Origin of the sequence: Sphingomonas sp., assembly GCF_035998645.1 — a bacterium.
Lineage (GTDB): Bacteria > Pseudomonadota > Alphaproteobacteria > Sphingomonadales > Sphingomonadaceae > Sphingomonas.
The window spans coordinates 173,853-194,352 of record NZ_DASYHL010000002.1 but is presented as its reverse complement, the minus strand read 5'-3'; the positions used below and the strand labels follow the sequence as shown (position 1 = coordinate 194,352).

26 protein-coding genes are annotated in these 20,500 nt (G+C 66.9%); 14 read left to right on the top strand and 12 right to left on the bottom strand.

Annotated elements, in window-relative coordinates; genetic code table 11:
• The 4 genes from lepB to pyrE form a co-directional block, all read right to left on the bottom strand.
• A complete protein-coding gene (gene lepB / locus VGN66_RS01145) occupies positions 1 to 849 on the bottom strand; it encodes a signal peptidase I (protein WP_327517026.1) in 849 nt (282 codons plus the stop codon).
• A gap of 10 nt (positions 850 to 859) precedes the next feature.
• Positions 860 to 1,270 (bottom strand): holo-ACP synthase, encoded by a 411-nt coding sequence (gene acpS / locus VGN66_RS01140; protein ID WP_327517025.1) that lies wholly within the window; start codon positions 1,268 to 1,270, stop codon positions 860 to 862.
• A gap of 97 nt (positions 1,271 to 1,367) precedes the next feature.
• On the bottom strand, positions 1,368 to 2,096 hold the full coding sequence (locus VGN66_RS01135) for a pyridoxine 5'-phosphate synthase (RefSeq protein WP_327517024.1): 729 nt from the start codon (positions 2,094 to 2,096) through the stop codon (positions 1,368 to 1,370).
• On the bottom strand, positions 2,093 to 2,677 hold the full coding sequence (pyrE, locus tag VGN66_RS01130; RefSeq protein WP_327517023.1) for an orotate phosphoribosyltransferase: 585 nt from the start codon (positions 2,675 to 2,677) through the stop codon (positions 2,093 to 2,095). Before pyrE ends, VGN66_RS01135 begins: the two co-directional genes overlap by 4 nt.
• A gap of 211 nt (positions 2,678 to 2,888) precedes the next feature.
• On the opposite strand from pyrE, the gene coxB reads away from it, so the two are divergent.
• The 11 genes from coxB to VGN66_RS01075 all read left to right on the top strand — a co-directional run bounded on the left by coxB (position 2,889) and on the right by VGN66_RS01075 (position 12,248).
• Entirely contained in the window at positions 2,889 to 4,037 is a 1,149-nt protein-coding gene (coxB, locus tag VGN66_RS01125) for a cytochrome c oxidase subunit II (RefSeq protein ID WP_327517022.1), read from the top strand.
• 3 nt (positions 4,038 to 4,040) lie between these two features.
• Positions 4,041 to 5,717, top strand: coding sequence for a cytochrome c oxidase subunit I (ctaD, locus tag VGN66_RS01120; RefSeq protein WP_327517021.1), 1,677 nt, complete (start codon positions 4,041 to 4,043; stop codon positions 5,715 to 5,717).
• A 112-nt stretch (positions 5,718 to 5,829) separates the two neighbouring features.
• On the top strand, positions 5,830 to 6,732 hold the full coding sequence (locus VGN66_RS01115; protein ID WP_327517020.1) for a heme o synthase: 903 nt from the start codon (positions 5,830 to 5,832) through the stop codon (positions 6,730 to 6,732).
• On the top strand, positions 6,729 to 6,875 hold the full coding sequence (locus VGN66_RS01110) for a hypothetical protein (protein ID WP_327517019.1): 147 nt from the start codon (positions 6,729 to 6,731) through the stop codon (positions 6,873 to 6,875). The genes VGN66_RS01115 and VGN66_RS01110 overlap by 4 nt, the downstream gene beginning before the upstream one ends.
• Positions 6,872 to 7,423: a cytochrome c oxidase assembly protein gene (locus VGN66_RS01105; protein WP_327517018.1), complete on the top strand. Its 552-nt coding sequence runs from the start codon at positions 6,872 to 6,874 to the stop codon at positions 7,421 to 7,423. The genes VGN66_RS01110 and VGN66_RS01105 overlap by 4 nt, the downstream gene beginning before the upstream one ends.
• Before the next feature lie 41 nt (positions 7,424 to 7,464).
• On the top strand, positions 7,465 to 8,370 hold the full coding sequence (locus VGN66_RS01100) for a cytochrome c oxidase subunit 3 (RefSeq protein WP_327517017.1): 906 nt from the start codon (positions 7,465 to 7,467) through the stop codon (positions 8,368 to 8,370).
• Positions 8,371 to 8,372: 2 nt separating this feature from the next.
• Positions 8,373 to 8,747, top strand: coding sequence for a DUF983 domain-containing protein (locus VGN66_RS01095; protein ID WP_327517016.1), 375 nt, complete (start codon positions 8,373 to 8,375; stop codon positions 8,745 to 8,747).
• A 47-nt stretch (positions 8,748 to 8,794) separates the two neighbouring features.
• Positions 8,795 to 9,388 (top strand): SURF1 family protein, encoded by a 594-nt coding sequence (locus tag VGN66_RS01090; RefSeq protein WP_327517558.1) that lies wholly within the window; start codon positions 8,795 to 8,797, stop codon positions 9,386 to 9,388.
• A 41-nt stretch (positions 9,389 to 9,429) separates the two neighbouring features.
• Positions 9,430 to 10,833 (top strand): threonine synthase, encoded by a 1,404-nt coding sequence (gene thrC / locus VGN66_RS01085; RefSeq protein WP_327517015.1) that lies wholly within the window; start codon positions 9,430 to 9,432, stop codon positions 10,831 to 10,833.
• A 103-nt stretch (positions 10,834 to 10,936) separates the two neighbouring features.
• Positions 10,937 to 11,806, top strand: a complete 870-nt coding sequence (locus VGN66_RS01080; protein ID WP_327517014.1) for a class I SAM-dependent methyltransferase — start codon at positions 10,937 to 10,939, stop codon at positions 11,804 to 11,806.
• A gap of 1 nt (position 11,807) precedes the next feature.
• Positions 11,808 to 12,248 (top strand): DUF7684 family protein, encoded by a 441-nt coding sequence (locus VGN66_RS01075; RefSeq protein WP_327517013.1) that lies wholly within the window; start codon positions 11,808 to 11,810, stop codon positions 12,246 to 12,248.
• Here the strand turns inward: VGN66_RS01075 and VGN66_RS01070 are convergent.
• From VGN66_RS01070 to VGN66_RS01060, 3 genes are read right to left on the bottom strand one after another with little or no spacing between them, the layout of a single operon-like run.
• On the bottom strand, positions 12,245 to 12,889 hold the full coding sequence (locus VGN66_RS01070; RefSeq protein ID WP_327517012.1) for a heme exporter protein CcmB: 645 nt from the start codon (positions 12,887 to 12,889) through the stop codon (positions 12,245 to 12,247). The genes VGN66_RS01075 and VGN66_RS01070 overlap by 4 nt on opposite strands.
• On the bottom strand, positions 12,886 to 13,470 hold the full coding sequence (ccmA, locus tag VGN66_RS01065) for a heme ABC exporter ATP-binding protein CcmA (RefSeq protein WP_327517011.1): 585 nt from the start codon (positions 13,468 to 13,470) through the stop codon (positions 12,886 to 12,888). Before ccmA ends, VGN66_RS01070 begins: the two co-directional genes overlap by 4 nt.
• On the bottom strand, positions 13,467 to 13,877 hold the full coding sequence (locus VGN66_RS01060) for a metallopeptidase family protein (RefSeq protein WP_327517010.1): 411 nt from the start codon (positions 13,875 to 13,877) through the stop codon (positions 13,467 to 13,469). Before VGN66_RS01060 ends, ccmA begins: the two co-directional genes overlap by 4 nt.
• 38 nt (positions 13,878 to 13,915) lie before the next feature.
• Here VGN66_RS01060 and VGN66_RS01055 point away from each other — a divergent pair, with 38 nt between their 5' ends.
• Positions 13,916 to 14,206 (top strand): 4a-hydroxytetrahydrobiopterin dehydratase, encoded by a 291-nt coding sequence (locus VGN66_RS01055; RefSeq protein WP_066660334.1) that lies wholly within the window; start codon positions 13,916 to 13,918, stop codon positions 14,204 to 14,206.
• A 77-nt stretch (positions 14,207 to 14,283) separates the two neighbouring features.
• Here the strand turns inward: VGN66_RS01055 and VGN66_RS01050 are convergent, their stop codons facing one another.
• Both VGN66_RS01050 and VGN66_RS01045 read right to left on the bottom strand, forming a co-directional pair.
• Positions 14,284 to 15,810, bottom strand: a complete 1,527-nt coding sequence (locus VGN66_RS01050) for an ABC transporter permease/substrate-binding protein (RefSeq protein WP_327517009.1) — start codon at positions 15,808 to 15,810, stop codon at positions 14,284 to 14,286.
• Positions 15,807 to 16,574, bottom strand: coding sequence for an ATP-binding cassette domain-containing protein (locus VGN66_RS01045; RefSeq protein WP_327517008.1), 768 nt, complete (start codon positions 16,572 to 16,574; stop codon positions 15,807 to 15,809). The genes VGN66_RS01050 and VGN66_RS01045 overlap by 4 nt, the downstream gene beginning before the upstream one ends.
• 56 nt (positions 16,575 to 16,630) lie before the next feature.
• Here VGN66_RS01045 and VGN66_RS01040 point away from each other — a divergent pair, with 56 nt between their 5' ends.
• Together VGN66_RS01040 and VGN66_RS01035 are read left to right on the top strand one after the other, a co-directional pair.
• Positions 16,631 to 17,404 carry an SDR family oxidoreductase gene (locus VGN66_RS01040; protein WP_327517007.1) on the top strand — a complete coding sequence of 258 codons (774 nt, stop codon included), beginning with the start codon at positions 16,631 to 16,633 and terminating at the stop codon, positions 17,402 to 17,404.
• The gene (locus VGN66_RS01035) at positions 17,401 to 17,982 is read left to right on the top strand and encodes a hypothetical protein (RefSeq protein ID WP_327517006.1); all 582 of its coding nucleotides are present in this window, start codon (positions 17,401 to 17,403) and stop codon (positions 17,980 to 17,982) included. The genes VGN66_RS01040 and VGN66_RS01035 overlap by 4 nt, the downstream gene beginning before the upstream one ends.
• On the opposite strand, the gene VGN66_RS01030 is transcribed toward VGN66_RS01035, so the two are convergent.
• From VGN66_RS01030 to VGN66_RS01020, 3 genes are all read right to left on the bottom strand, one after another.
• Positions 17,979 to 18,599, bottom strand: a complete 621-nt coding sequence (locus VGN66_RS01030) for a class I SAM-dependent methyltransferase (RefSeq protein ID WP_327517557.1) — start codon at positions 18,597 to 18,599, stop codon at positions 17,979 to 17,981. The two genes, VGN66_RS01035 and VGN66_RS01030, sit on opposite strands and share 4 nt — an antisense overlap.
• Before the next feature lie 26 nt (positions 18,600 to 18,625).
• Positions 18,626 to 19,861 carry a DUF3419 family protein gene (locus VGN66_RS01025; RefSeq protein ID WP_327517005.1) on the bottom strand — a complete coding sequence of 412 codons (1,236 nt, stop codon included), beginning with the start codon at positions 19,859 to 19,861 and terminating at the stop codon, positions 18,626 to 18,628.
• A gap of 97 nt (positions 19,862 to 19,958) precedes the next feature.
• On the bottom strand, positions 19,959 to 20,408 hold the full coding sequence (locus VGN66_RS01020; RefSeq protein WP_414713176.1) for a hypothetical protein: 450 nt from the start codon (positions 20,406 to 20,408) through the stop codon (positions 19,959 to 19,961).
• Positions 20,409 to 20,500: the final 92 nt, after the last annotated feature.

The window sequence follows — 20,500 nt, the reverse complement described above, 5'->3', positions numbered from 1 at the left end:
CTATTCCCCGGCGCGGTCGGGATGCAGCGAATCGCCCGCGCGTCCCGACCGGAACGATCCCGCCCAGCTCAGCGGGTTCCAGCTGGCGCTGCCATCGAGGCTGAAGGTGATGAACTCCGCGCGCCCGCCGATATTCTCGATCGGCACCGGCCCGCCCAGCCCCTGCTGTTCCTGCGTCATGCGGCTGTCGGCGCTGTTGTCGCGATTGTCGCCCATCAGGAAGACATGGCCGGCCGGGATGCGCAGCGGGGGGAAATTGTCGGCACGCATCGACCCGATATCGATCGTGTCATAGCTTTTGCCATTGGGCAAAGTCTCGCGGATGATCTCGACATTGCACACCAGCTCACCCGCCGCATTGCGTCCCAGCGCGCCGGGATAATGGTTCTTGTCGCAAGTCAGATTGCCATCGACCTTCAGCGCACGATTGCCCAGCCGCTCGCGCTGCACCGCGCGGCCGTTCAGATAGACGATGCCGCCATGCATTTCGATCGTCTCACCGGGCAGGCCGATCACCCGCTTGATGTAATCGGTGCGCTGATCGGTCGGGGTGACGATGACGATGTCGCCGCGCTCGGGCAGGCTGCCGAACAACCGTCCCTGCATGAACGGCAGGACGTGGAAGGTTGGGGTGACATAGCTGTATCCATAGGGATATTTGGTCACCACCAGCCGGTCCCCGACCAGCAGGGTCGGCATCATCGATTCGGACGGGATATAGAATGGCTTGGCGATCAGGCTGTGGAATCCGAGCACCGCGAGCACCAGCCAGAAGATACCGCGCGCCTCGCCCCACCAATCGGTGCCGCTGCGCTCCTGCTCCTGCTCGCCCGTCAACGCCTTGGCCATCCCGTCTCTCTTACTCGCCCGTTACGGGCAGCGCCTCGATCACCACCAGCGCCTGTGCCCAGGGATGGTCGTCGGTCAGCGTCAGGTGCACCTTCGCGACGTGACCGGCGGGGGTCATCGCGTCAAGCCGCGCCTTGGCACCCCCGGTCAGCGCCAGCGTCGGCGCGCCCGACGGCGCGTTGACCACGCCGATATCGCGCATGAACACGCCAGCTTTGAAACCGGTCCCGACCGCCTTCGAAAAAGCCTCTTTGGCAGCAAAACGTTTCGCGAGCGTTGCGGCATAACCCATCGGCCGCCGCGCCGCCTTGCGCAGCTCGACATCGGTGAACACGCGCTGCTCGAACCGCATGCCGAACCGGTCGAGCGACGACTGGATCCGCTCGATGTTGCACAGGTCAGAGCCGATGCCGATGATCATAAGATCGTCGCCCCGGCGAAGGCCGGGGCCGCCATGTTACGGGCGTTTCGGGTGCTGCGAGCGGCCCCGGCCTCCGCCGGGGCGACGAACGACCCCCTCACCGCGCCGCATCCATCAGCGCGCGCATCCGCTTCACCACCGGCGCGAGTCCCTCGAAAATCGCCTCGCCGATCAGAAAATGCCCGATATTCAGCTCCGCCAGCTGCGGAATGGCGGCGATCGGCACGACATTGTCGAAGGTCAGGCCATGCCCGGCATGCACCTCGATCCCGTTCTTCGCCGCCAGCGCCGCAGCGTCGGCAATGCGGCGCAGCTCGGCGGTCTGCGCCTCACCCTCCAGCTCGCAATAGCGCCCGGTGTGCAGCTCGATCACCGGTGCGCCCAGCCGGATCGCCGCTTCGATCTGCGCCGGATCGGGCTCGACGAACAGCGAGACGCGGATATTCGCGCCCTTGAGCTCGCTCACCATCGGCGCGAGCAAGTTATGCAGCCCCGCCGCGTCCAGCCCGCCCTCGGTCGTGCGTTCCTCGCGCCGCTCGGGCACGATGCACGCGGCGTGCGGGCGGTGGCGCAGTGCGATCGCGAGCATCTCGTCGGTCGCCGCCATCTCCAGGTTGAGCGGGACGGTCAGTTCCGCCGCGAGCCGGGCGATATCCTCATCGGTGATGTGCCGCCGGTCCTCGCGCAGATGCGCGGTGATCCCGTCCGCCCCTGCCTTCTCTACGACCAGCGCTGCGCGCACCGGATCGGGATAGCCGCTCCCGCGCGCATTCCGCACGGTCGCGACATGGTCGATATTCACGCCTAGGCGCAGATGGTTCATCATGCGACCGCCCGGCTGCCCGGCTTGATCGCCGGGATCGCCGCCAACTCGGGCGGGAGTGCGTCGGCGGAATAGCTCGGCACGTCGAGTCGGATCAGCGGGAAGAACGGGACCCCGAGGTCCGCGGTGCCGTTCGAGCGGTCGATCAGCGACGCGGCGGCGATCACCTCGCCGCCGGCCTCCGCAATCGCCTTCATCGCCTCGCGCGATGACAGCCCGGTGGTGACGACGTCTTCCATCATCAGCACTTGTTGTCCCGGTTCGAGCCGAAATCCGCGGCGCAATTCGAACGTGCCGGTCGGGCGCTCGACGAACATCGCGTCGACATCGAGCGCGCGGGCGACCTCCTGCCCGGCGATCACCCCGCCCATTGCGGGGGAAACAACCGCAGTGATCCGCGCGCGCACCTCGGCCGGGATCTTCGCCGCCACCGCCTGCGCCAGCCGCGCGGCGCGCGCCGGGCTCATCAAAACGCGCGCGCATTGCAGATACCGTGGGCTGCGCAGCCCCGATGACAGGATGAAATGCCCTTCCAGCAGCGCCTCTGCCGCCCGGAATTCGCCCAGCACCTCGTCTTCGGTCACGCGTCCACCCCGCTCTTGTCGTTGGCCGAGCATCTAGGGTTCGGGCGGTCCCCCCGCAACACTACGGGTAAAAAGAGCAGTCGACACGCTTGAGGCCGACGCGCGAGGTGCTATAGGCCAGCCTCGAAGGGCGGATTGCGTCCGCGCGACCGGAACAGCCGGCGCCCCCGGACAGGGGCAAGAAGGACAGGGGTTGATTGAGACGATGCGCATGCATGGATTGAAGGCGATCGTGCTGGCTGCGGGCCTCGCGCTCGCCGGGGGCATGGCCCAAGCACAGACCGCGCCCGCCGCGCCAGAGGCAGTGGCCGCGACTCCGGCGGATGCACCCGCTGCAACGGCGCCCGCCGATGCGGCGGCGCCTGCCGCAGCTCCGGCTGCAGCGACAGTCGCCGATCCGACGCTCAACGCCGACGGCACGCCCAAGACCGCGCCGGTTCCCGGCATCGGCATGCCGGTGGACAAGAAGCTGGGCGTCCAGCCCCAGGTTACGGCGCTTGGCGCCAGCGCCGCGCGCTTCCACGACTACATCCTGCTGCCGATCATCACCGCGATCTCGATCTTCGTGCTGATCCTGCTGGGTTGGACGATCGTCCGCTATCGCCGCAAGGCGAACCCGGTGCCGTCGAAGACCAGCCACAACACGATGATCGAAATCGTGTGGACCGCGGTCCCCGTGCTGATCCTCGCCTTCATCGCCTGGCCGTCGATCGCGCTGCTCGCCAAGCAGTTCAAGCCAGCGCCCGAGAATGCCATCACGATCAAGGCGATCGGCAACCAGTGGTACTGGTCGTACGAATATCCCGACCATGGCGGCATTTCGATCACCGCCAACATGCTCAAGGAAAAGAGCGAGGTTCAGGCCGGACAGCGCTTCCGCACCGACGCCGATGGTCCTCGCCTGCTCGCGGTCGACAATCGCATCGTCGTGCCGGTTGGCGTTCCGGTCCGCCTGATCGCCACCGCCAACGACGTGATCCACAGCTGGGCGGTCCCGGCGTTCTGGATCAAGATGGATGCGATCCCGGGTCGCCTCAACGAAACCAGCTTCACCGTCGACAAGCCCGGCGTCTATTTCGGCCAGTGCAGCGAACTGTGCGGCGCGCGCCACGCGTACATGCCGATCGTGGTCGAGGCGGTTGAGCCCGCCGTGTTCGCGCAGTGGATCGCGGCCAAGGGCGGGACCATGCCGGCGGCCAACAAGCCGTCGTCCGCAGCCCCGGCCCAGCCGGGCAGCGACGCCGCCGACGACACCGCGACTCCGGCGAACGGCACCGTCCCCGCTGGCAACGACACCGTCGACGCGACCGCAGCGGGCGCGACCACCAATCAAGCCGCCACCGGCAACACGGACCAGTAAGCCATGACCGACGCAGCACGCGACGCGCACGCCTTCAAGGCACATGACGACCACGCCCATGATGCCGATCACCAGATCGGTTTCTTTGCGCGCTGGTTCCTGTCGACCAACCACAAGGACATCGGCACGCTGTACCTGATCTTCGCGATCATCGCGGGGATCATCGGCGGCGCTATTTCGGGCGTGATGCGCCTCGAACTGGCTGAACCCGGCATCCAGCATCTCGGCTGGATCGCGGAAATCGTTCATGGCGGTCCGCAGACCTTCGACGAATCGCTCCACTTCTGGAACGTGCTGATCACCGCGCACGGCCTGATCATGGTCTTCTTCATGGTCATGCCCGCCATGATCGGCGGCTTTGGCAACTGGTTCGTGCCCATCATGATCGGTGCGCCGGACATGGCGTTCCCGCGCATGAACAACCTGTCGTTCTGGCTGCTCGTCCCGGCATTCGTGCTGCTGCTCGCCTCGCCCTTCTTCGGCGGCGGCGCAGGCACCGGCTGGACGGTCTATGCCCCGCTCTCGACCTATGGCGAGCCGGGGCCGGCGGTGGACATGGCGATCCTGTCGCTGCACCTTGCCGGTGCCAGCTCGATCCTGGGCGCGATCAACTTCATCACCACCATCTTCAACATGCGCGCGCCGGGCATGACCCTGCACAAGATGCCGCTGTTTGTGTGGTCGGTGCTGATCACCGCCTTCCTGCTGCTGCTCGCGCTGCCGGTGCTGGCCGCGGCGATCACCATGCTGCTGACCGACCGCAACTTCGGCACCACCTTCTACGATCCCGCCGGCGGCGGCGATCCGGTGCTGTACCAGCATCTGTTCTGGTTCTTCGGCCACCCCGAAGTGTACATCATGATTCTGCCGGGCTTCGGCATCGTCAGCCAGATCGTCTCGACCTTCAGCCGCAAGCCGGTGTTCGGCTATCTCGGCATGGCATACGCCATGGTCGCGATCGGCGTGGTCGGCTTCGTTGTGTGGGCGCACCACATGTTCACGACCGGCATGAGCGTGAACGTGAAGATGTACTTTACCGCCGCGACGATGATCATCGCGGTGCCGACCGGCATCAAGATCTTCTCGTGGATCGCGACGATGTGGGGCGGGTCGATGAGCTTCAAGACCCCGATGGTCTGGGCGATCGGCTTCATCTTCCTGTTCACCGTGGGCGGCGTCACCGGTGTCGTGCTGGCGAATGGCGGCGTCGACGACTATATGCACGACACCTATTATGTGGTCGCGCACTTCCACTATGTGCTCTCGCTGGGCGCAGTGTTCGGCCTGTTCGCGGGCTTCTACTACTGGTTCCCGAAGATGTTCGGGAAGATGTACAGCGAGTTCCTCGGCCAGTTGCACTTCTGGGTGTTCTTCGTCGGCGTGAACGTGCTGTTCTTCCCGCAGCACTTCCTGGGCCTTCAGGGCATGCCGCGCCGCTATCCCGACTACCCGGACGCCTATGCGTACTGGAACGAGATTTCGAGCTGGGGCTATGTGATCATGCTGGCGGGTATGGCGATCTTCTTCGTCAACCTGTTCTGGTCGCTGGCCGCCGGCAAGAAGGCTCCGGACAATCCCTGGGGCGAGGGCGCAACGACGCTGGAATGGACCCTGTCCAGCCCGCCGCCGTTCCACCAGTTCGAAACCCTGCCGATCATCGATGACGACAAGCATCACTAAGTTCGGCAACGGCTGAAATGCGAAACGCCCCGGGAGGAGACTCCCGGGGCGTTTTGCTGTGGGTCGCACCGCTCTTCCCCCGCGCCCCAACCGCGCCTATAGCCCCCAACAAATGTCCGTTGCCAACCACGCCCTGACCATCCCCGCCGACTGGCGCGATTTCCTTGCGCTGACCAAGCCGCGCGTGATGAGTCTGGTCGTGTTCACCGGCCTGTGCGGCATGCTTGCGGCGCCCGAGTCGATCCATCCGGTGATCGGCTTCACCGCGATCCTGTGCATTGCATTGGGGGCAGGCGCGGCCGGGGCGCTCAACCAATGGTATGAGGCCGACCTCGACGGCAAGATGAAGCGGACCCAGGGCCGCCCGCTCCCCGCCGGACGCATGGATCGCCAGTCGGCACTGCACTTCGGCGTCGGCGTCGCGGCGCTGTCAGTTATCCTGATGGGCCTTGCGGTCAATTATGTTGCGGCCGGCATCCTGCTGCTGTCGATCCTGTTCTACGTGCTGGTCTACACCGTCTGGCTCAAGCGCCGCACGCCGCAAAATATCGTGATCGGTGGCGCGGCCGGGGCGTTTCCGCCGCTGATCGGCTGGGCCGCGGCGACCGGCGATGTCGCGCTGTTGCCCGTGCTGCTGTTCGGCCTCGTCTTTCTGTGGACTCCGCCGCATTTCTGGGCGCTCGCGCTGTTCGTGAAGACCGATTACGCCAATGCCGGCGTGCCGATGCTGCCCGTGGTGGCGGGGGAGAAGGCGACGCGAGTCCAGATCGGCCTCTACACCATCCCGATGGCGGTCGCGGCGATCGCGCCCTGGCCGCTCGGCCTGACCGGCAGCCTCTATGGCATCGTCTCGATCGCCACGACCGCTTTGTTCGGCCTGCTCGCGCTGCACGTCGCGACTCGAATGGCTGGTGAGGGCGACGCGATGAAGCCCGAAAAGCGCCTCTTCGCCTATTCGATCTCCTATCTGTTCATATTGTTCGGCGCGGTTGCCGCCGATAGGATGATGGCATGACCCCCGAAGACCAAGAGCTGATCCAAGCCCGCCAGAAGTCGCGCGCGCGCATCCTCGCCATTCTGTTGTTCGCCTTCGTGATCCTCGTCTTCGCGATCAGCATCGTGAAGATCCAGGCCGGCATGCCGCTGAGGGCGACATGATCGCCGCGCTGCCACAGGATCGCAAGCTGCGCACTGCGATGCTCGCGGTGCTGGGCGTGCTCGTCATGACCGGCATCGCCTTCGCCAGCGTGCCGCTTTACCGCCTGTTCTGTCAGGTCACCGGTTTCGGGGGCACGACGATGCGCGCGGAGGCGGCCCCCGGCGCGGTCGATGGCAAGATCACCGTCGCGTTCGATTCCAACGTCAGCCCAGCGCTCACCTGGAAGTTCAAGCCCGAACTCGCATCGGACAAAATCGCCATCGGCGCGCGCGACATGGCCTTCTACACCGCGACCAACACCGGCACCGTGCCGATCACCGGCACCGCGACCTACAATGTCACGCCCGAGGCGGCGGGGAAGTATTTCAGCAAGATCCAGTGCTTCTGCTTCACCGAACAGACGCTCCAGCCCGGTGAGACGGTGCGCATGCCGGTGATCTATTTCGTCGATCCGAAGATCATGACTGATCCGGATACGAAGGACATTGCGAAGATCACGCTCTCCTACACATTTTACCCAGTGGATTCCGCCAAGCCCAAGGGCTAGGGAAGCCGACGAACAACGCCAGAAACGAACAGGGACGGACGATGGCAGGCGCCAAGAACCACGATTTCCACATTCTCCCGCCCAGCCCGTGGCCGATGCTCAGCTCGCTCGCCGCCCTGTGGCTGGCGGTCGGCGGCCTCATGTACATGAAGGAGCATCCCGCCGGCTTCTGGGTGATGATGTCGGGCCTTGCCGCCGTGCTGTTCTGCATGGCGTCGTGGTGGGTCGACGTGATCAAGGAAGCCAATGCCGGCGACCATACCCCGGTCGTCCAGCTGCACCTGCGCTATGGCATGATCCTGTTTATCGCGTCGGAAGTGATGTTCTTCGTCGGCTGGTTTTGGGCATGGTTCAACTATGCGCTGTTCCCCGCCGCGGTCGCGGTCAGCGGTGAACATGCCAGCGTGGTCGAAGTGGCACAGAACATCGCGGCGCAATTCCCGCCGGTGGGCATGGAAGTGCTCGACGCGTTCCAGCTGCCCTTGCTCAACACCTTCATCCTGCTGCTCTCGGGCACCACGATCACCTGGGCGCATCACGGCCTGATCCACAACCAGCGTGGCGGTGCGATGCGCGGCCTGTGGGGTGCGATCGGCGTGGGTGAGAATGACGTGGTCAAGAAGGGCCTGTGGCTGACCATCATCCTCGGCCTCGTCTTCTCGGGCGTCCAGGCGTACGAATATGCCCACGCGCCGTTCGTGTTCGGCAAGTCGAACTATTCCTCGGCCTTTTACATGGCGACCGGGTTCCACGGCTTCCACGTGATCGTCGGCACCATCTTCCTGATGGTCTGCCTGCTGCGCACCTATCAGGGCGATTTCACCCCGCGTCAGCATTTCGGCTTCGAAGCTGCCGCTTGGTACTGGCACTTCGTCGACGTGGTGTGGCTGTTCCTCTTCGTCACCGTCTATGTATGGGGCGGCTGGGGCGCGCCGGTCCACGGCTGACCATGAACCACACCGCACCTGCGGTCATCGAGTCGGCATTCAGGGGGGCGTGTCCGCAGTGCGGCGCGCCCTCTCTGTTTGCGGGCTGGGTCAAGTTCGCGAACCGCTGCCCGAAGTGCGGGCTCGATTATGCCGCGTTCAACGTCGGCGATGGCCCGGCGGCGTTCCTGACCCTCATCGTCGGAACGCTCATCGTCGTCCTGTCGGTCTGGCTCGAACTCGCCGCATCGCCGCCGCTCTGGCTGCACCTGCTGATCTGGCCACCACTCACGCTGTTGCTGGTGATCTTCAGCCTGCGCTGGGCCAAGGGCGCACTGCTCGCGCTCGAATATCGCAACGCCGCACGTGAGGGGCGGCTGAAGGATCCCGAGGCGTGAAGCTCCCCCTGTTTCCCACGATATTGGTCGGCCTTGCCGTCGCGGCGATGGTCGGCCTTGGCATCTGGCAGCTCGACCGGCGCGGCGAGAAGGGGGCGCTGATCGCCCGCCTCGCCACCAACCGCGACCTCCCTGCGATGACCTTCCCCAACCCGCCGGTCGGCGACGAACACCTGTTCCGCCGCGCCGGGCTCATGTGCCTCGAAGTCGCCGGCTGGACCGAACAGGCTGGGCGCGACGCCAGCGGCAAGAGCGGCTGGCGCCACCTCGCCGACTGCCGCACCGGAGCAGAGGGGATGAGCGTCAAGGTCGACATGGGCGTCAGCAGCGCGCCGGGTGTCACTCCGGCGTGGAAGGGCGGGGCGGTCACCGGCACCATCACCCACGCCCCCGATTCGACGCCGCTGCTCGCCTCGCTGTTCGGCAAGCGCCCACCCCGCAACCTGATGCTCGTCGCCGACACCCCCGCCCCGGGCCTGTCGGCAAGCGCCCCGCCCGACCCGTCGAGCGTGCCGAACAACCACCTTGCCTATGCGGTGCAGTGGTTCCTGTTCGCGGGAATCGCGGTGGTGATCTACATGCTGGCGCTGCGCGTCCGCGCGCGTCGCACCGCATCGCCACCCGCGCCCCCGCAAAGCTAGTCTTTCTTGCCGCGTGCCGGTGTGGCCGCTAGTCCGCCGCCATGCGCTACCAGAGCACCCGCGGCACCGCGCCCGAACTCGATTTCCGTGAAGTCACCCTCGCTGGTCTTGCGAGCGACGGCGGCCTCTACATTCCCGTCGAATGGCCGCGTTTCACCACCGACCAGATCGCCGACATGGCCGGTCTGTCGTACGTCGAGACAGCCGTGCGCGTCATGGCCCCGTTCGTCGCGGGCAGCCTGACGGAAGAGGAACTGCGCGACCTCTGCACCCGCGCTTATGGCCGGTTCAGCCATGACGCGGTGACCCCGCTGGTTCAGCTCGACCACCGCCATTTCCTGCTCGAACTGTTTCACGGTCCGACGCTGGCGTTCAAGGATGTTGCGCTCCAGCTGCTCGGGCTGCTGTTCGAGAAGTTTCTGACCGGCACCAACCGCCACCTCACCATCGTCGGCGCGACCAGCGGCGACACCGGATCGGCGGCGATCGACGCCGTGGCCGGGCGTGAGGGGATCGACATCTTCATGCTCCACCCCAAGGGGCGGGTGAGCGACGTTCAGCGGCGCCAGATGACCACGGTGCTCGCGCCGAACGTCCACAATATCGCGATCGAGGGCAGCTTCGACGACGGCCAGCGCCTTGTGAAGGCGATGTTCAACGACCCCGGTTTCTCGGGCCGCTTCCACGTCACCGCGGTCAATTCGATCAACTGGGCGCGGCTGATGGCGCAGGTGGTCTATTATTTCTACGCCGCGGTCCGCCTTGGCGCTCCGCAACGCGAAGTCGCGTTCAGCGTCCCCACCGGCAATTTCGGCGATGTATTCGCAGGCTATGTCGCGGCGAAGATGGGCCTCCCGGTCGCCAAGCTGATCGTCGCGACCAACGTCAACGACATCCTCCACCGCGCATTGTCGAGCGGCGACTATTCCGCCGGCACCGTCACACCCACCGCCGCGCCGAGCATGGACATTCAGGTCAGCTCGAACTTCGAACGCCTGTTGTTCGACCTGGCCGGGCGCGACGGCCCCGCGCTCGCGGCGCAAATGGCCGGATTCGAATCGAGCAAGGCGATGCGCCTGACCAACGCCCAGCAACAGGGCGCGGCATCGCTGTTCGCCAGCGACCGGATCGAGGCGGACGACATGTCGCGCGCCATGGCTTGGGCGCATGCCCGCGCGAACGAGATCCTCGACCCCCACACCGCGATCGGCCTCGCCGCCGCGCAGCGGGTCGGACTCCCGCCGCACGTGCCGATCGTCACGCTCGCGACGGCGCACCCGGCCAAGTTCGACGACGCGGTCGAACGCGCCACCGGCATCCGCCCGACCCTGCCCGCGCGAGTCGGCGACCTGTTCGACCGTGAGGAGCGCTACGACGTCCTCCCCGCGACGTTCGAGGCGATCACGGGTTATGTGGCGGAGCGGGCGACGCCGAAGCGCGACTAACCCCCGTTCGCCCTGAGCCTGTCGAAGGGCCGCAGCCAGCACTTTGTGAGGCTCAGGACAGGCCCTTCGACAAGCTCAGGGCAAACGGGTTATGGGGCACCCCATGAACCTCATCACCCTCACCGGCGAGCCCTGGGCCGATTACGGCCTCGTCGACTCCGGCCATGGCCGCAAGCTCGAACGCTATGGCGATTACCGCTTCATCCGCCCCGAGCCGCAGGCGATGTGGGCGCCCGCGTCACCCGACTGGGACGCGCATGGCGAATTCATGCCTGCCCCCGATGACGAAGGCGGCGGCCGCTGGGTGTTCACCAAACCGGTTCCGCGCGAAGGCTGGCCGCTCGCCTGGAACGACGCGAAGTTCACTGCGCAGACGACTCCGTTCCGCCATCTCGGCTTCTTCCCCGACATGGCGCCGGTGTGGAACTGGATGCGCGACCAGACCGCCGGGGTCGATGCGCCCGAGGTCATGAACCTGTTCGGCTATACCGGCGTCGGCACACTGGCGATGGCGGCAACGGGCGCTCGACTCGTCCATGTCGATGCGTCGAAGAAATCGGTCGAGGCGGCCAAGGGCAACGCCGCGCTGTCGAACATGACCGACAAGCCGGTGCGCTGGATCATCGACGACGCCGCCAAGTTCGTCGCGCGCGAGGTGCGCCGGGGCCGTCGCTATGACGGCATCCTGCTCGACCCGCCCAAATATGGCCGCGGCCCGACCGGCGAAGTGTGGCAACTCGAACGCGACCTCCCCGGCCTGATCGCCGATTGCCGCCAGCTATTGGACGCCGATTCGCGCTTCCTGTTCCTCACCGTCTACGCGATCCGCATGTCGGCGCTGGCGATCGGCGAACTGCTCAACCAGCATTTCGGCGATCTCGGCGGCAAGGTGGAATGCGGCGAACTCGGCGTGAGGGAGGAGGCGAGGGGGCTGGTGCTGCCGACGGCGATCTTTGCGCGGTGGAGCCGGTAGCGTGGTAGCCGTGACATATCTTCACCTTCGTCCAGAGGACGAGCCGCCCGCGCTCGCTCGATTTCCATTTCGAGCAGTGATTGTCGCGGAGGTGGTCGTCAGTGAAGCGTGGCGGAGCCGGATCGCTGAATGGCTGGTTGGCCACGGATGCCTATATGCCGTTGCGTGGGGCGTTGAGTGCAGCGAATGGCACGATAGCGTGGATTGGGCGAACTTGGAGGCCTTCAACTTCAAGGAGGTGCCAGACGAAAGCCATGTGATGACTACGTGGCATGACGACGAACCGCTTTCTGAAGCTTTCTGGTTCGCGGGGCACTGCGCATTTCATTCGCACATTGATCTTGAGGAAACGCGGATCGTGCATGTGTCTGCCGAAAGCAGGGAGGCTGAAATACTTCAAACTTTTCATCACAGTCAGACGATCGCTGACGGACCCGACTAACCCCGCCCCATCCGCATCGCCGCACCCGCCACGAACGGACACCCCGCCACGAGCAGTAAGCTCATCGCGCCCAGCAGCTTCATCGCGCTCGGATCACCCCCCATCGCGCCTGCGCCAAAGATCAGCAGTGGCACCGCGAAGGGGAGCATCACCAGCCCCGCCACCGCGCCCGCGCCGCGCAGCCCCGCCGTCAGCGCTGCGGTCGCGACGCCCAAAGCCGCCAGTCCCGGCGTGCCGATGAGCAAACTCAACCCCGCCGCCAGCGCCTGTTCCAGCGAGAGGCCCAGCAACCCGCTCGCCACCGCGCACGCCAGCAGCAGGGCCGGCGCAAAGCCCAGCCAATGCCCGACGATCTTGGCCGCCGCGACGCTCGCGTCGTTCCAGCCGCGCACCGCCAGTTGATCGAGCACGCCGCTCTCCAGATCGGGCGCAACCAGCCGCTCGACCGGCAACAGCGCCGCCAGCAACGCCGCCGCCCAGATCACCCCGCCGCCGATCCGCGCCAGCAATTTCGGCTCCGGCCCCACCGCAAACGGAAACAGGATCGCGACCAGCAAGAAGAAGGCGATCGGCAGCGTCAGCCCGCCCGCGGCCCAGGCCCGGCGCAGTTCGCGCGCGACCAGTGCGCCGAACCCGCTCACGCCCCACCCCCCATCACAATCTCGCCCGCGCCCTGCATCCGGATCGGCAGATGCGTCGCCACCACCGCGATCCCGCCCGCCGCGCGGTGCGCCGCGATCAGACCGCCCAGCACCCCGATCGCGCCATGGTCGAGGCCATTGGCCGGCTCGTCGAGCAGCCAGATCGGCACCCCGCTCGCCACTACCCGCGCAATCCCGACGCGCCTGCGCTGCCCGGTCGACAGCATCCGCACCGGCACCGGATAGAGATGCAGCAGCCCGACCGCCTCCAGCGCCCCTTCGGCCGCGTCACGCCGCCCATCCAGCCGGGCCCAGAAGCCAAGCGCCTCGCCCACCGGCAATTCCGGGTCCAGCCCCGCCGCCTCGGCCAGCAACGCGCGATCGCCGGAAACCGAAACTCGCCCGGCGCTCGCCCGCAACAGCCCCGCGACAATCCGGATCAAGCTCGACTTGCCCGCGCCATTCGGCCCGGTCACCAGCACCCCGCCACCCGGCTCAAGGTTCAGATCGAGTCCCTCGAACAGCATCCGCCCGCCGCGCGCACACGCCACGCCCTCCAGACGGATGCCCGCGTCACTCACGCGACGCTGTCTTCCAGCGCATGCATATCGTCGTCCGACAGCCCGAAATGATGCCCCACCTCATGCACCACGACATGCGTAACCAGCGCCTCCAGGCTCACCCCGGTCTCGACCCATTCGGCGAGCAGCGGGACGCGGTAGAGGTGGATCGTGTCAGGCTGCGGAATCTCGCCGATCGCGAACCCCTCTTTCTCGCCCACCGGCCGCCCGGAATAGAGGCCGGTCAGCTCGAAGGGACCCTCCATCCCCATCTCGCGCAGCGTGTCGTCATCGGCAAAGTCTTCGACGATCAGCACGATGTCGGGCAGATGGCTGGCGAACGGTTCGGGAATCCGCGCCAGCGCCGCGCGCGCGAGCGCTTCCATCTGCGCGGCGCTCGGTGCAAAGGTCTCGGTCACAGCGGTCATGGCCCCGGCTATGCCGCACGCAGCTGCGGAGGGGAAGAATGGTCGAACAACTGAGCCAGGCGGAACGCGACGACGCGCTCGAAGGGCTGCCCGAATGGGATCACGACACGGGCCGCGACGCGATCACGCGCAGCTTCACGTTCGACGATTTCAGCCAGGCGTTCGCGTTCATGACGCAAGTCGCGCTGCTCGCTGAAAAGGCCGACCACCACCCCGAATGGTCGAATGTGTGGAACCGCGTCGACATCCTGCTGACGACGCACGACGCCGGCGGCCTGTCGGGCCGCGACATCGACATGGCCCGCGCGATCGACGCGCTGGTGGATTAGCTGACCCTCCGTTTGCCCTGAGCTTGTCGAAGGGCCGGGGACCGTGCTTCGACAAGCTCAGCACAAACGGGGTTTGGTCAAAGCCCCAGCTTCGCCGCCAGCCACCGCGCCGCTTCGTCCGGCGTGCGCTTGTCCGCGTCCCGGTCCACCATCAAATTCGCCTCGCGCATCGCGGCGACCGGAATCTTGCCGACCAGCGGACGCAGCGCCGCCACGAACCGCGCATCCTCCGCCCGCTCCGGCGCGACCAGCAGGATCGCGTCATAGCCGGGGATCGCGCCCTTGGGATCGTCCAGCACGACCAGCCGGTCCGCCGCGATCCGCCCGTCGGAGGAGAAAGCCGGAATCACGTCCGCCCGCCCGCTCGCCAGCGCACGGTACATGAAGGTCGGCTGGTACGGCCGCGCCGACTTGAAGCGCAGCCCATAGGCATCGCGCACCGCGCGCCATTCGGGCCGCTCCAGAAATTCGACATCGGTGGCCAGGTCCAGCCCCGGTGCCTGCGCCGCCAGATCGGCCAGCGTCACAATCTCGCGCCGCCGAGCATCCTCGCCGCGCATCGCAAAGGCATAGGCATTTTCGAATCCCAGCGACCCGAGCATGCCGACGCCATGTTCGGCCTTTGCCCAGTCGCCGACGCCCGCGACGATCGCCTCACGCGGCGGCACATCGCTGCGCTGCATCTGGTTGGTCCAGATCGTCCCCGAATAATCGACATAGACATCGACATCGCCCCCCGCGAGCGCACCGAACGCCACCGCCGACCCCAGCCCCTCGCGATACTCCACGCGATAGCCCGCCGCCTCCAGCCGCTGGCCGATCAGCCGGGCAAGGATGAACTGCTCCGAAAAGCCCTTTGCGCCCACCACCACCGTCTGCCCGCCCGCCGCCGGCGCGAGCGCAAAAGCGGCGGCGCAAATCGCGGCGAGCAGCGTCCCCGCGCTCATCCGCACCAGCATCGGCATGCGGTTGCGGATGCCGCCCTCGGCCACGCTCAGGATCAAATCGACCCCCATCGCCAGCGCCGCCGCGCCGACGCACCCGGCCAGCACCAGCGCCCAATTCTGCGTCTGCAATCCGGCAAAGATCAGATCGCCCAGGCTCGGCTGCCCCACGGTGGTGGACAAAGTCGCCGCGCCGATCGTCCACACCGCCGCCGTGCGGATGCCCGCCATCACCACCGGCGCGGCCAGCGGTGCCTCGACCAGCCATAGTTTCTGCCGCGCAGTCATGCCCACGCCGTCGGCTGCCTCACGCAGCGCCGGATCGAGCGTCACCAGCGCCGTCGTCGCATTCCGCAACACCGGCAGGATCGCATAGAGCGTAAGCGCGAGCAGGGCAGGGAGAAAGCCAAGCGCCGGCACCCACTCGCCGACCACTCCGCGCAACGCCAGCAGCACCGGATAGAATAAGGCAAGCAGCGCCAGCGACGGGATCGTCTGGATCAGACTCGCCGCGCCCAGCACGACGCGCCCCAATCGCGGGTGCCGCGCCGCCGCGACCGCCAGCGGCAGGCTGATCGCGATCCCCAGCGCCAGCGCCGCCATCGCCAGCAGCAAATGGCTCGCCATCAATTCGGGCACGCGGGCAAAGGCGGTGCTCATACCTTCAGCGCCTCCAGCGCGTCGGCCTGGCGCATCGGCACCGCGATCAGCGCCTGCGCCTCCGCCCCGCCTTCGCCGCGCGCCAATGCCGCCGGGGTCGCATCGGCGACGATCCGCCCGCCCTGCATCACCAGCACCCGGTCGGCGATCAGCAGCGCCTCGGCCATGTCATGCGTGACCATCAGCGTGGTCAGCCTCAGCCGGTCGTGCAGCGCCCGCACCGCGCGGCCCAGTTCGTCGCGAGTCACCGGATCGAGCGCACCGAACGGTTCGTCCATCAACAGGCATCCCGGCTGCGTCGCCAGCGCCCGCGCCACGCCGACGCGCTGACGTTGTCCGCCCGACAGCTGATCCGGCATGCGCGTGGCGACATCGCCCGGCAGATCGACCAGCGCCAGCAACTCCACGACTCGCCCGGCCGTATCGCGCTCTCCCGCGATGCGCAGGCCGATCGCGATATTCTCGGCGACAGTCATGTGCGGAAACAGCCCGATCGACTGAAAGACATATCCGATATGGCGACGCACCAGATGCGCCGGCCCCGCCCGCACATCCGCGCCGTCAATCGCCACTGCGCCGCTATCGGGCTCGATCAGCCGGTTGATCGCTTTGAGAAGCGTCGATTTTCCCGATCCGGACTGACCGACCAGCGCGACAAAGCTGCCCGCTGCGATTTCCAACGACACCGAATCGAGCGCGCGGATCGCCCCGAACGACTTGGACACACCCTGCAGGGCGATCGACGGGCCGGTTTGCGCTGGCATCGGGGCGCATGATGGGGAATGATCCACCCAAGGTCAAAAACATAGGGGAGGGCGCCATGCAGGCGATTTTCATCACCGGGGGCGGCTCGGGAATCGGACGTGCGGTCGCTCGCTACTTTTCCGCGCGCGGCTGGCGCGTCGGGCTTGCCGATATCAGCGAGGCGGGGATGGCGGAAACCGCGGCGCTGCTCGGCGACGCGCCGGTGACCTGCCACATGCTCGACGTGCGCGACCGCGCGGCGTGGGACGGCGCGCTGGCGGAGTTTACTGCGGCGAGCGGCGGGCGGCTCGATGTGCTGTTCAACAATGCCGGGATCGGCGTCGGCGGGGTGTTCGCCGCGACGCCGGTGGATGAGCTTCAGCGCTGCGTCGACATCAACCTGATGGGCGTGGTGTGGGGCGCGCATGCCGGGCATAAATATCTGAAAGCCAGCGGCGGCTGCCTGCTCAACACCGCGTCGGCGGCGGGCATCTATGGCACTGGCGGGGTCGCGATCTATTCGGCGACCAAGTTTGCAGTGCGCGGCTTTACCGAATCGCTCGACGGCGAATGGGTCTCCGACGGCATCCGCGTCCGCGCGCTGATGCCCAGCTTCATCGACACCGCGATCCTCGATGGCCTGCCGGTGGGCAGCAATTCGACGATGCGCGAACGGGTCAAGGCGGCGCGGCTGGAGTTCACCCCGGTCGAAGAGGCGGCACGCCTCGCCTGGGAAGCCGTGCATGGCGACCAGCTGCACACATTGGTCGGCAAGACCGCGCGCCGCATGTGGTTCGCCGCGCGCTTCATGCGCGGGTCGATGCGCAAGCAGGCGCGGGGTGGGAAATGAGGGCCGCGCTGTTCGCCACCGCCGCGCTCGCGCTGACCGGATGCGCGGGGCAGGGGCGTGCGCCCGAGCCGCAGGACCGCTTCATGCGTGCGCTCGCCGCGCATTGCGGCAAGGCCTATGCCGGGCGCGTCGTCACCACCGACGCGGCCGATGCGAGCTTCGCGGGCAAGCCTTTGGTGATGCACGTTGCCGCGTGCGAGACCGACCGCGTCCGCATCCCCTTCCATGTCGGGGAGGATCGTTCGCGCACCTGGGTGCTCACCCGCGCCGCGACCGGCGTCCGGCTCAAGCACGACCACCGGCATCAGGACGGCACCAGCGACGTGCTGACCATGTATGGCGGCGACACCACGACCCCGGGCACGCCGGAGCGGCAGGACTTTCCGGTCGACGCCGAGTCGATCGCACTGTTCCGCGCCAATGATCGCGCCGTATCGGTCACCAATGTCTGGGCGATGGAGGTGACGCCGACGCGCTTCGCCTATGAACTACGCCGCCCCGGCCGCCATTTCCGGGTCGAGTTCGACCTGACCAAGCCGATCGCGACTCCGCCGATGCCATGGGGCTGGAAGGACTAAGCGCGGATCGTCCCGGCCCAGGCATAGCCGCGCAGCAGCGTCTCGAACCCGAAATCGCGCCCCTGCTCGCGGCTGACATGGCGTAGCGCCACCGGCAGTTCGCGGCGCGGGGTAACATGGAACCGCGCGAGCCACCCGAACAGCATCCGCCGCCACCAATGCGGCATCCGCTCCTGCTGCCCGAAATCGACGATGTGCAGCACCCCGCCCGGCGCCAGCACGCGTGCCCCCTGCGTGATCGCGCCGACCCAGTCGGGGATCATCGACAGCGTGTAGCTCGCAAACACGCGGTCGAACGCGGCGACCCCGAACAGGGTCTGCGGGTCGAACGCCGTGGCATCGCCCTGTGCCAGCGTGATCCGATCCGACAGCCCGGCCTTGGCGACCTTGGCACGCGCCGTCTCCAGCATCGCTTCGGAAATATCGACGCCATAGAAGCGCGCCTGCGGCCAGCGGCGCGCAGCGAGGATCAGGTTGCGCGCAGTCCCGCACCCGACCTCCAGCACCGTCCCACCCGGCGGCGGCGCGAGCTGCTCGATCAGCCGGTCGCGCCCGAGCAGGTAATATTTGCGCGTCGCGTCATAGATGTGCCGCTGCATCGCATAGACCGCGTCCATGCGCCCGGCATGACCGGATTCCGCGGTCACGGCTTGAGGCGATAAAGGTGCACGCCGCCATAAATGGCCGAACGGTCGCGTGCGGTAAAGCCAAGCGATTCCGCCTCGGCATAGTCCCAGCGATCGAGGATCGCGTCGGGCACGCGCCCCGGCAACAGCGTCGGCGCCGCAGCGGTGCGGAACAGCACCCGCGAACCCGGCTTCGCGGTTCGCGTAATCGCGGTCCACAGCCGCGTGAGCTGCGCATCGGTCATCCAGTCCTGCGCGTCGAGCAGGATATAGCGGTCGAGCGACGCGTCGGGCATCGAGTCCAGATACTCGACGAAATTCTGGTGCCGCACCTCGACCCGCTCGGCGCGGTCGCGGACCAGCGCGTAATTGGTCGCGCGCAGATAGGGCGGCAGCGGCGCGTCGGCGCCCTCGCCATAGCCGCGCCCGAAGGCCTGCCATGCGAAATAATTGTCCGACAGGTCGAAATCACAGGCGAGCTTCTCCAGCCGCCCGCGCAGCACCGCGCCGATCCCGCGCGGATCATCGCCCGCCAGCGCCTCATATTGCGCGGGGGGGATGCCAAGGCCGAACAACGACGCCGGCTGGTCGATCAACCAGCGCACGAACTTCTTGTCGAACACCGGGGCAAGGCGGCTCTCAAAGATCGCGCGCTGCTCCTCCACGCTCTTCGCGGCGAGCAGCTCGCGCGGGTCGATGCGGTAGAGCTTGGCCAGCAGATGCGCCGCGCCGATAAATCCGCCGAGCAGCCCGCGCTTGTAGAACCCTCCGGCAAAGCCCCTGATCCGCCGCCGCCCTGCCAGATCGCGGCCCTCCCAGTAACGCCGCGTCGCGTCATCGAGATGCGGGCGCAGCCATTGCTTGTAGGCCGCGACATTCTCCGGCCGGTTGGCCTGGGCGAAGAAGCGATGGAATGCGGCATGGTCGGGCAGATGCACCGCCGCCGCGCGCTTCAATTTGTTCAGCGCGATATGCGCGGTATTGAGGTCAACCGCGGTGATCTTCGCCGGGTTGGCGGTCAGGTACGACAGCACGTTGCACCCACCGCTCGCGATCGTCACGATGTGGCAATCGGGCGTGATCGCCAGCGCCTCCATATCGACCTCGGGGTCTTCCCAGATCTGGGCATAGACCAGCCCTCGGAACGCGAAGGTAAAGGCGCGTTCGAGCAGCCCTTCCTTGCTCAGATGCTCATGGCGGTGGACGGCATTGCGCACGGCCCCGTTGCGCGGCTGGCTTGCGTTCGAACCCATCGGACTGGCTCCCCGGGGAAAGGTGCTTCCCTCGGCGCGCGCTTATGGCGGCTGCGTGTCACCTGCATGACCATCAGCGTCACGCAACCGTCATCGATCAATCCCGGCAATATCCCTCGCCCGGGGTGGCGATCAGGCAGTCCTTCTTGCCCGCCAGCCATTTGAGGCCCGTGGCATCGCCATTGCCCGCGACCAGTTCGACCCGCGATTCGCCGCGGCGGAACACGATGCCATCCTCGCTCGCGCGTCCGTTGAACGTCCCGCTGTCGCCCGCATCGACGCTCCAGGTGTTGGTGATGCGATAGCGTCCCGGCGCATCGCCCTTGGCGATCTCCAGCACCAAGCCCTCGACCCCGATCCATTTGCCGACCCATGCGTCACGCACCGGCGCGCGCTCGGCCAGCCGGTCGCGTCGCGCCTCGCGCGTCACATTTTCGGCCACCGCTTCGGCATTGGCGATCGCGTTCTCGACCAGCGCCGCCTCCTGCGCGTTATCGAGTTTCGCGCCGCATCCGGACAGCAATGCCGCCACGCCCACAACAACCATCACGCGCACGCTGTTCACTCCACACAAGCCAGGTTCGGCCTATGGTGTAGCCATTCGGTCGCGGCTGCAATAGAGAGCGCCATCACTTCGCC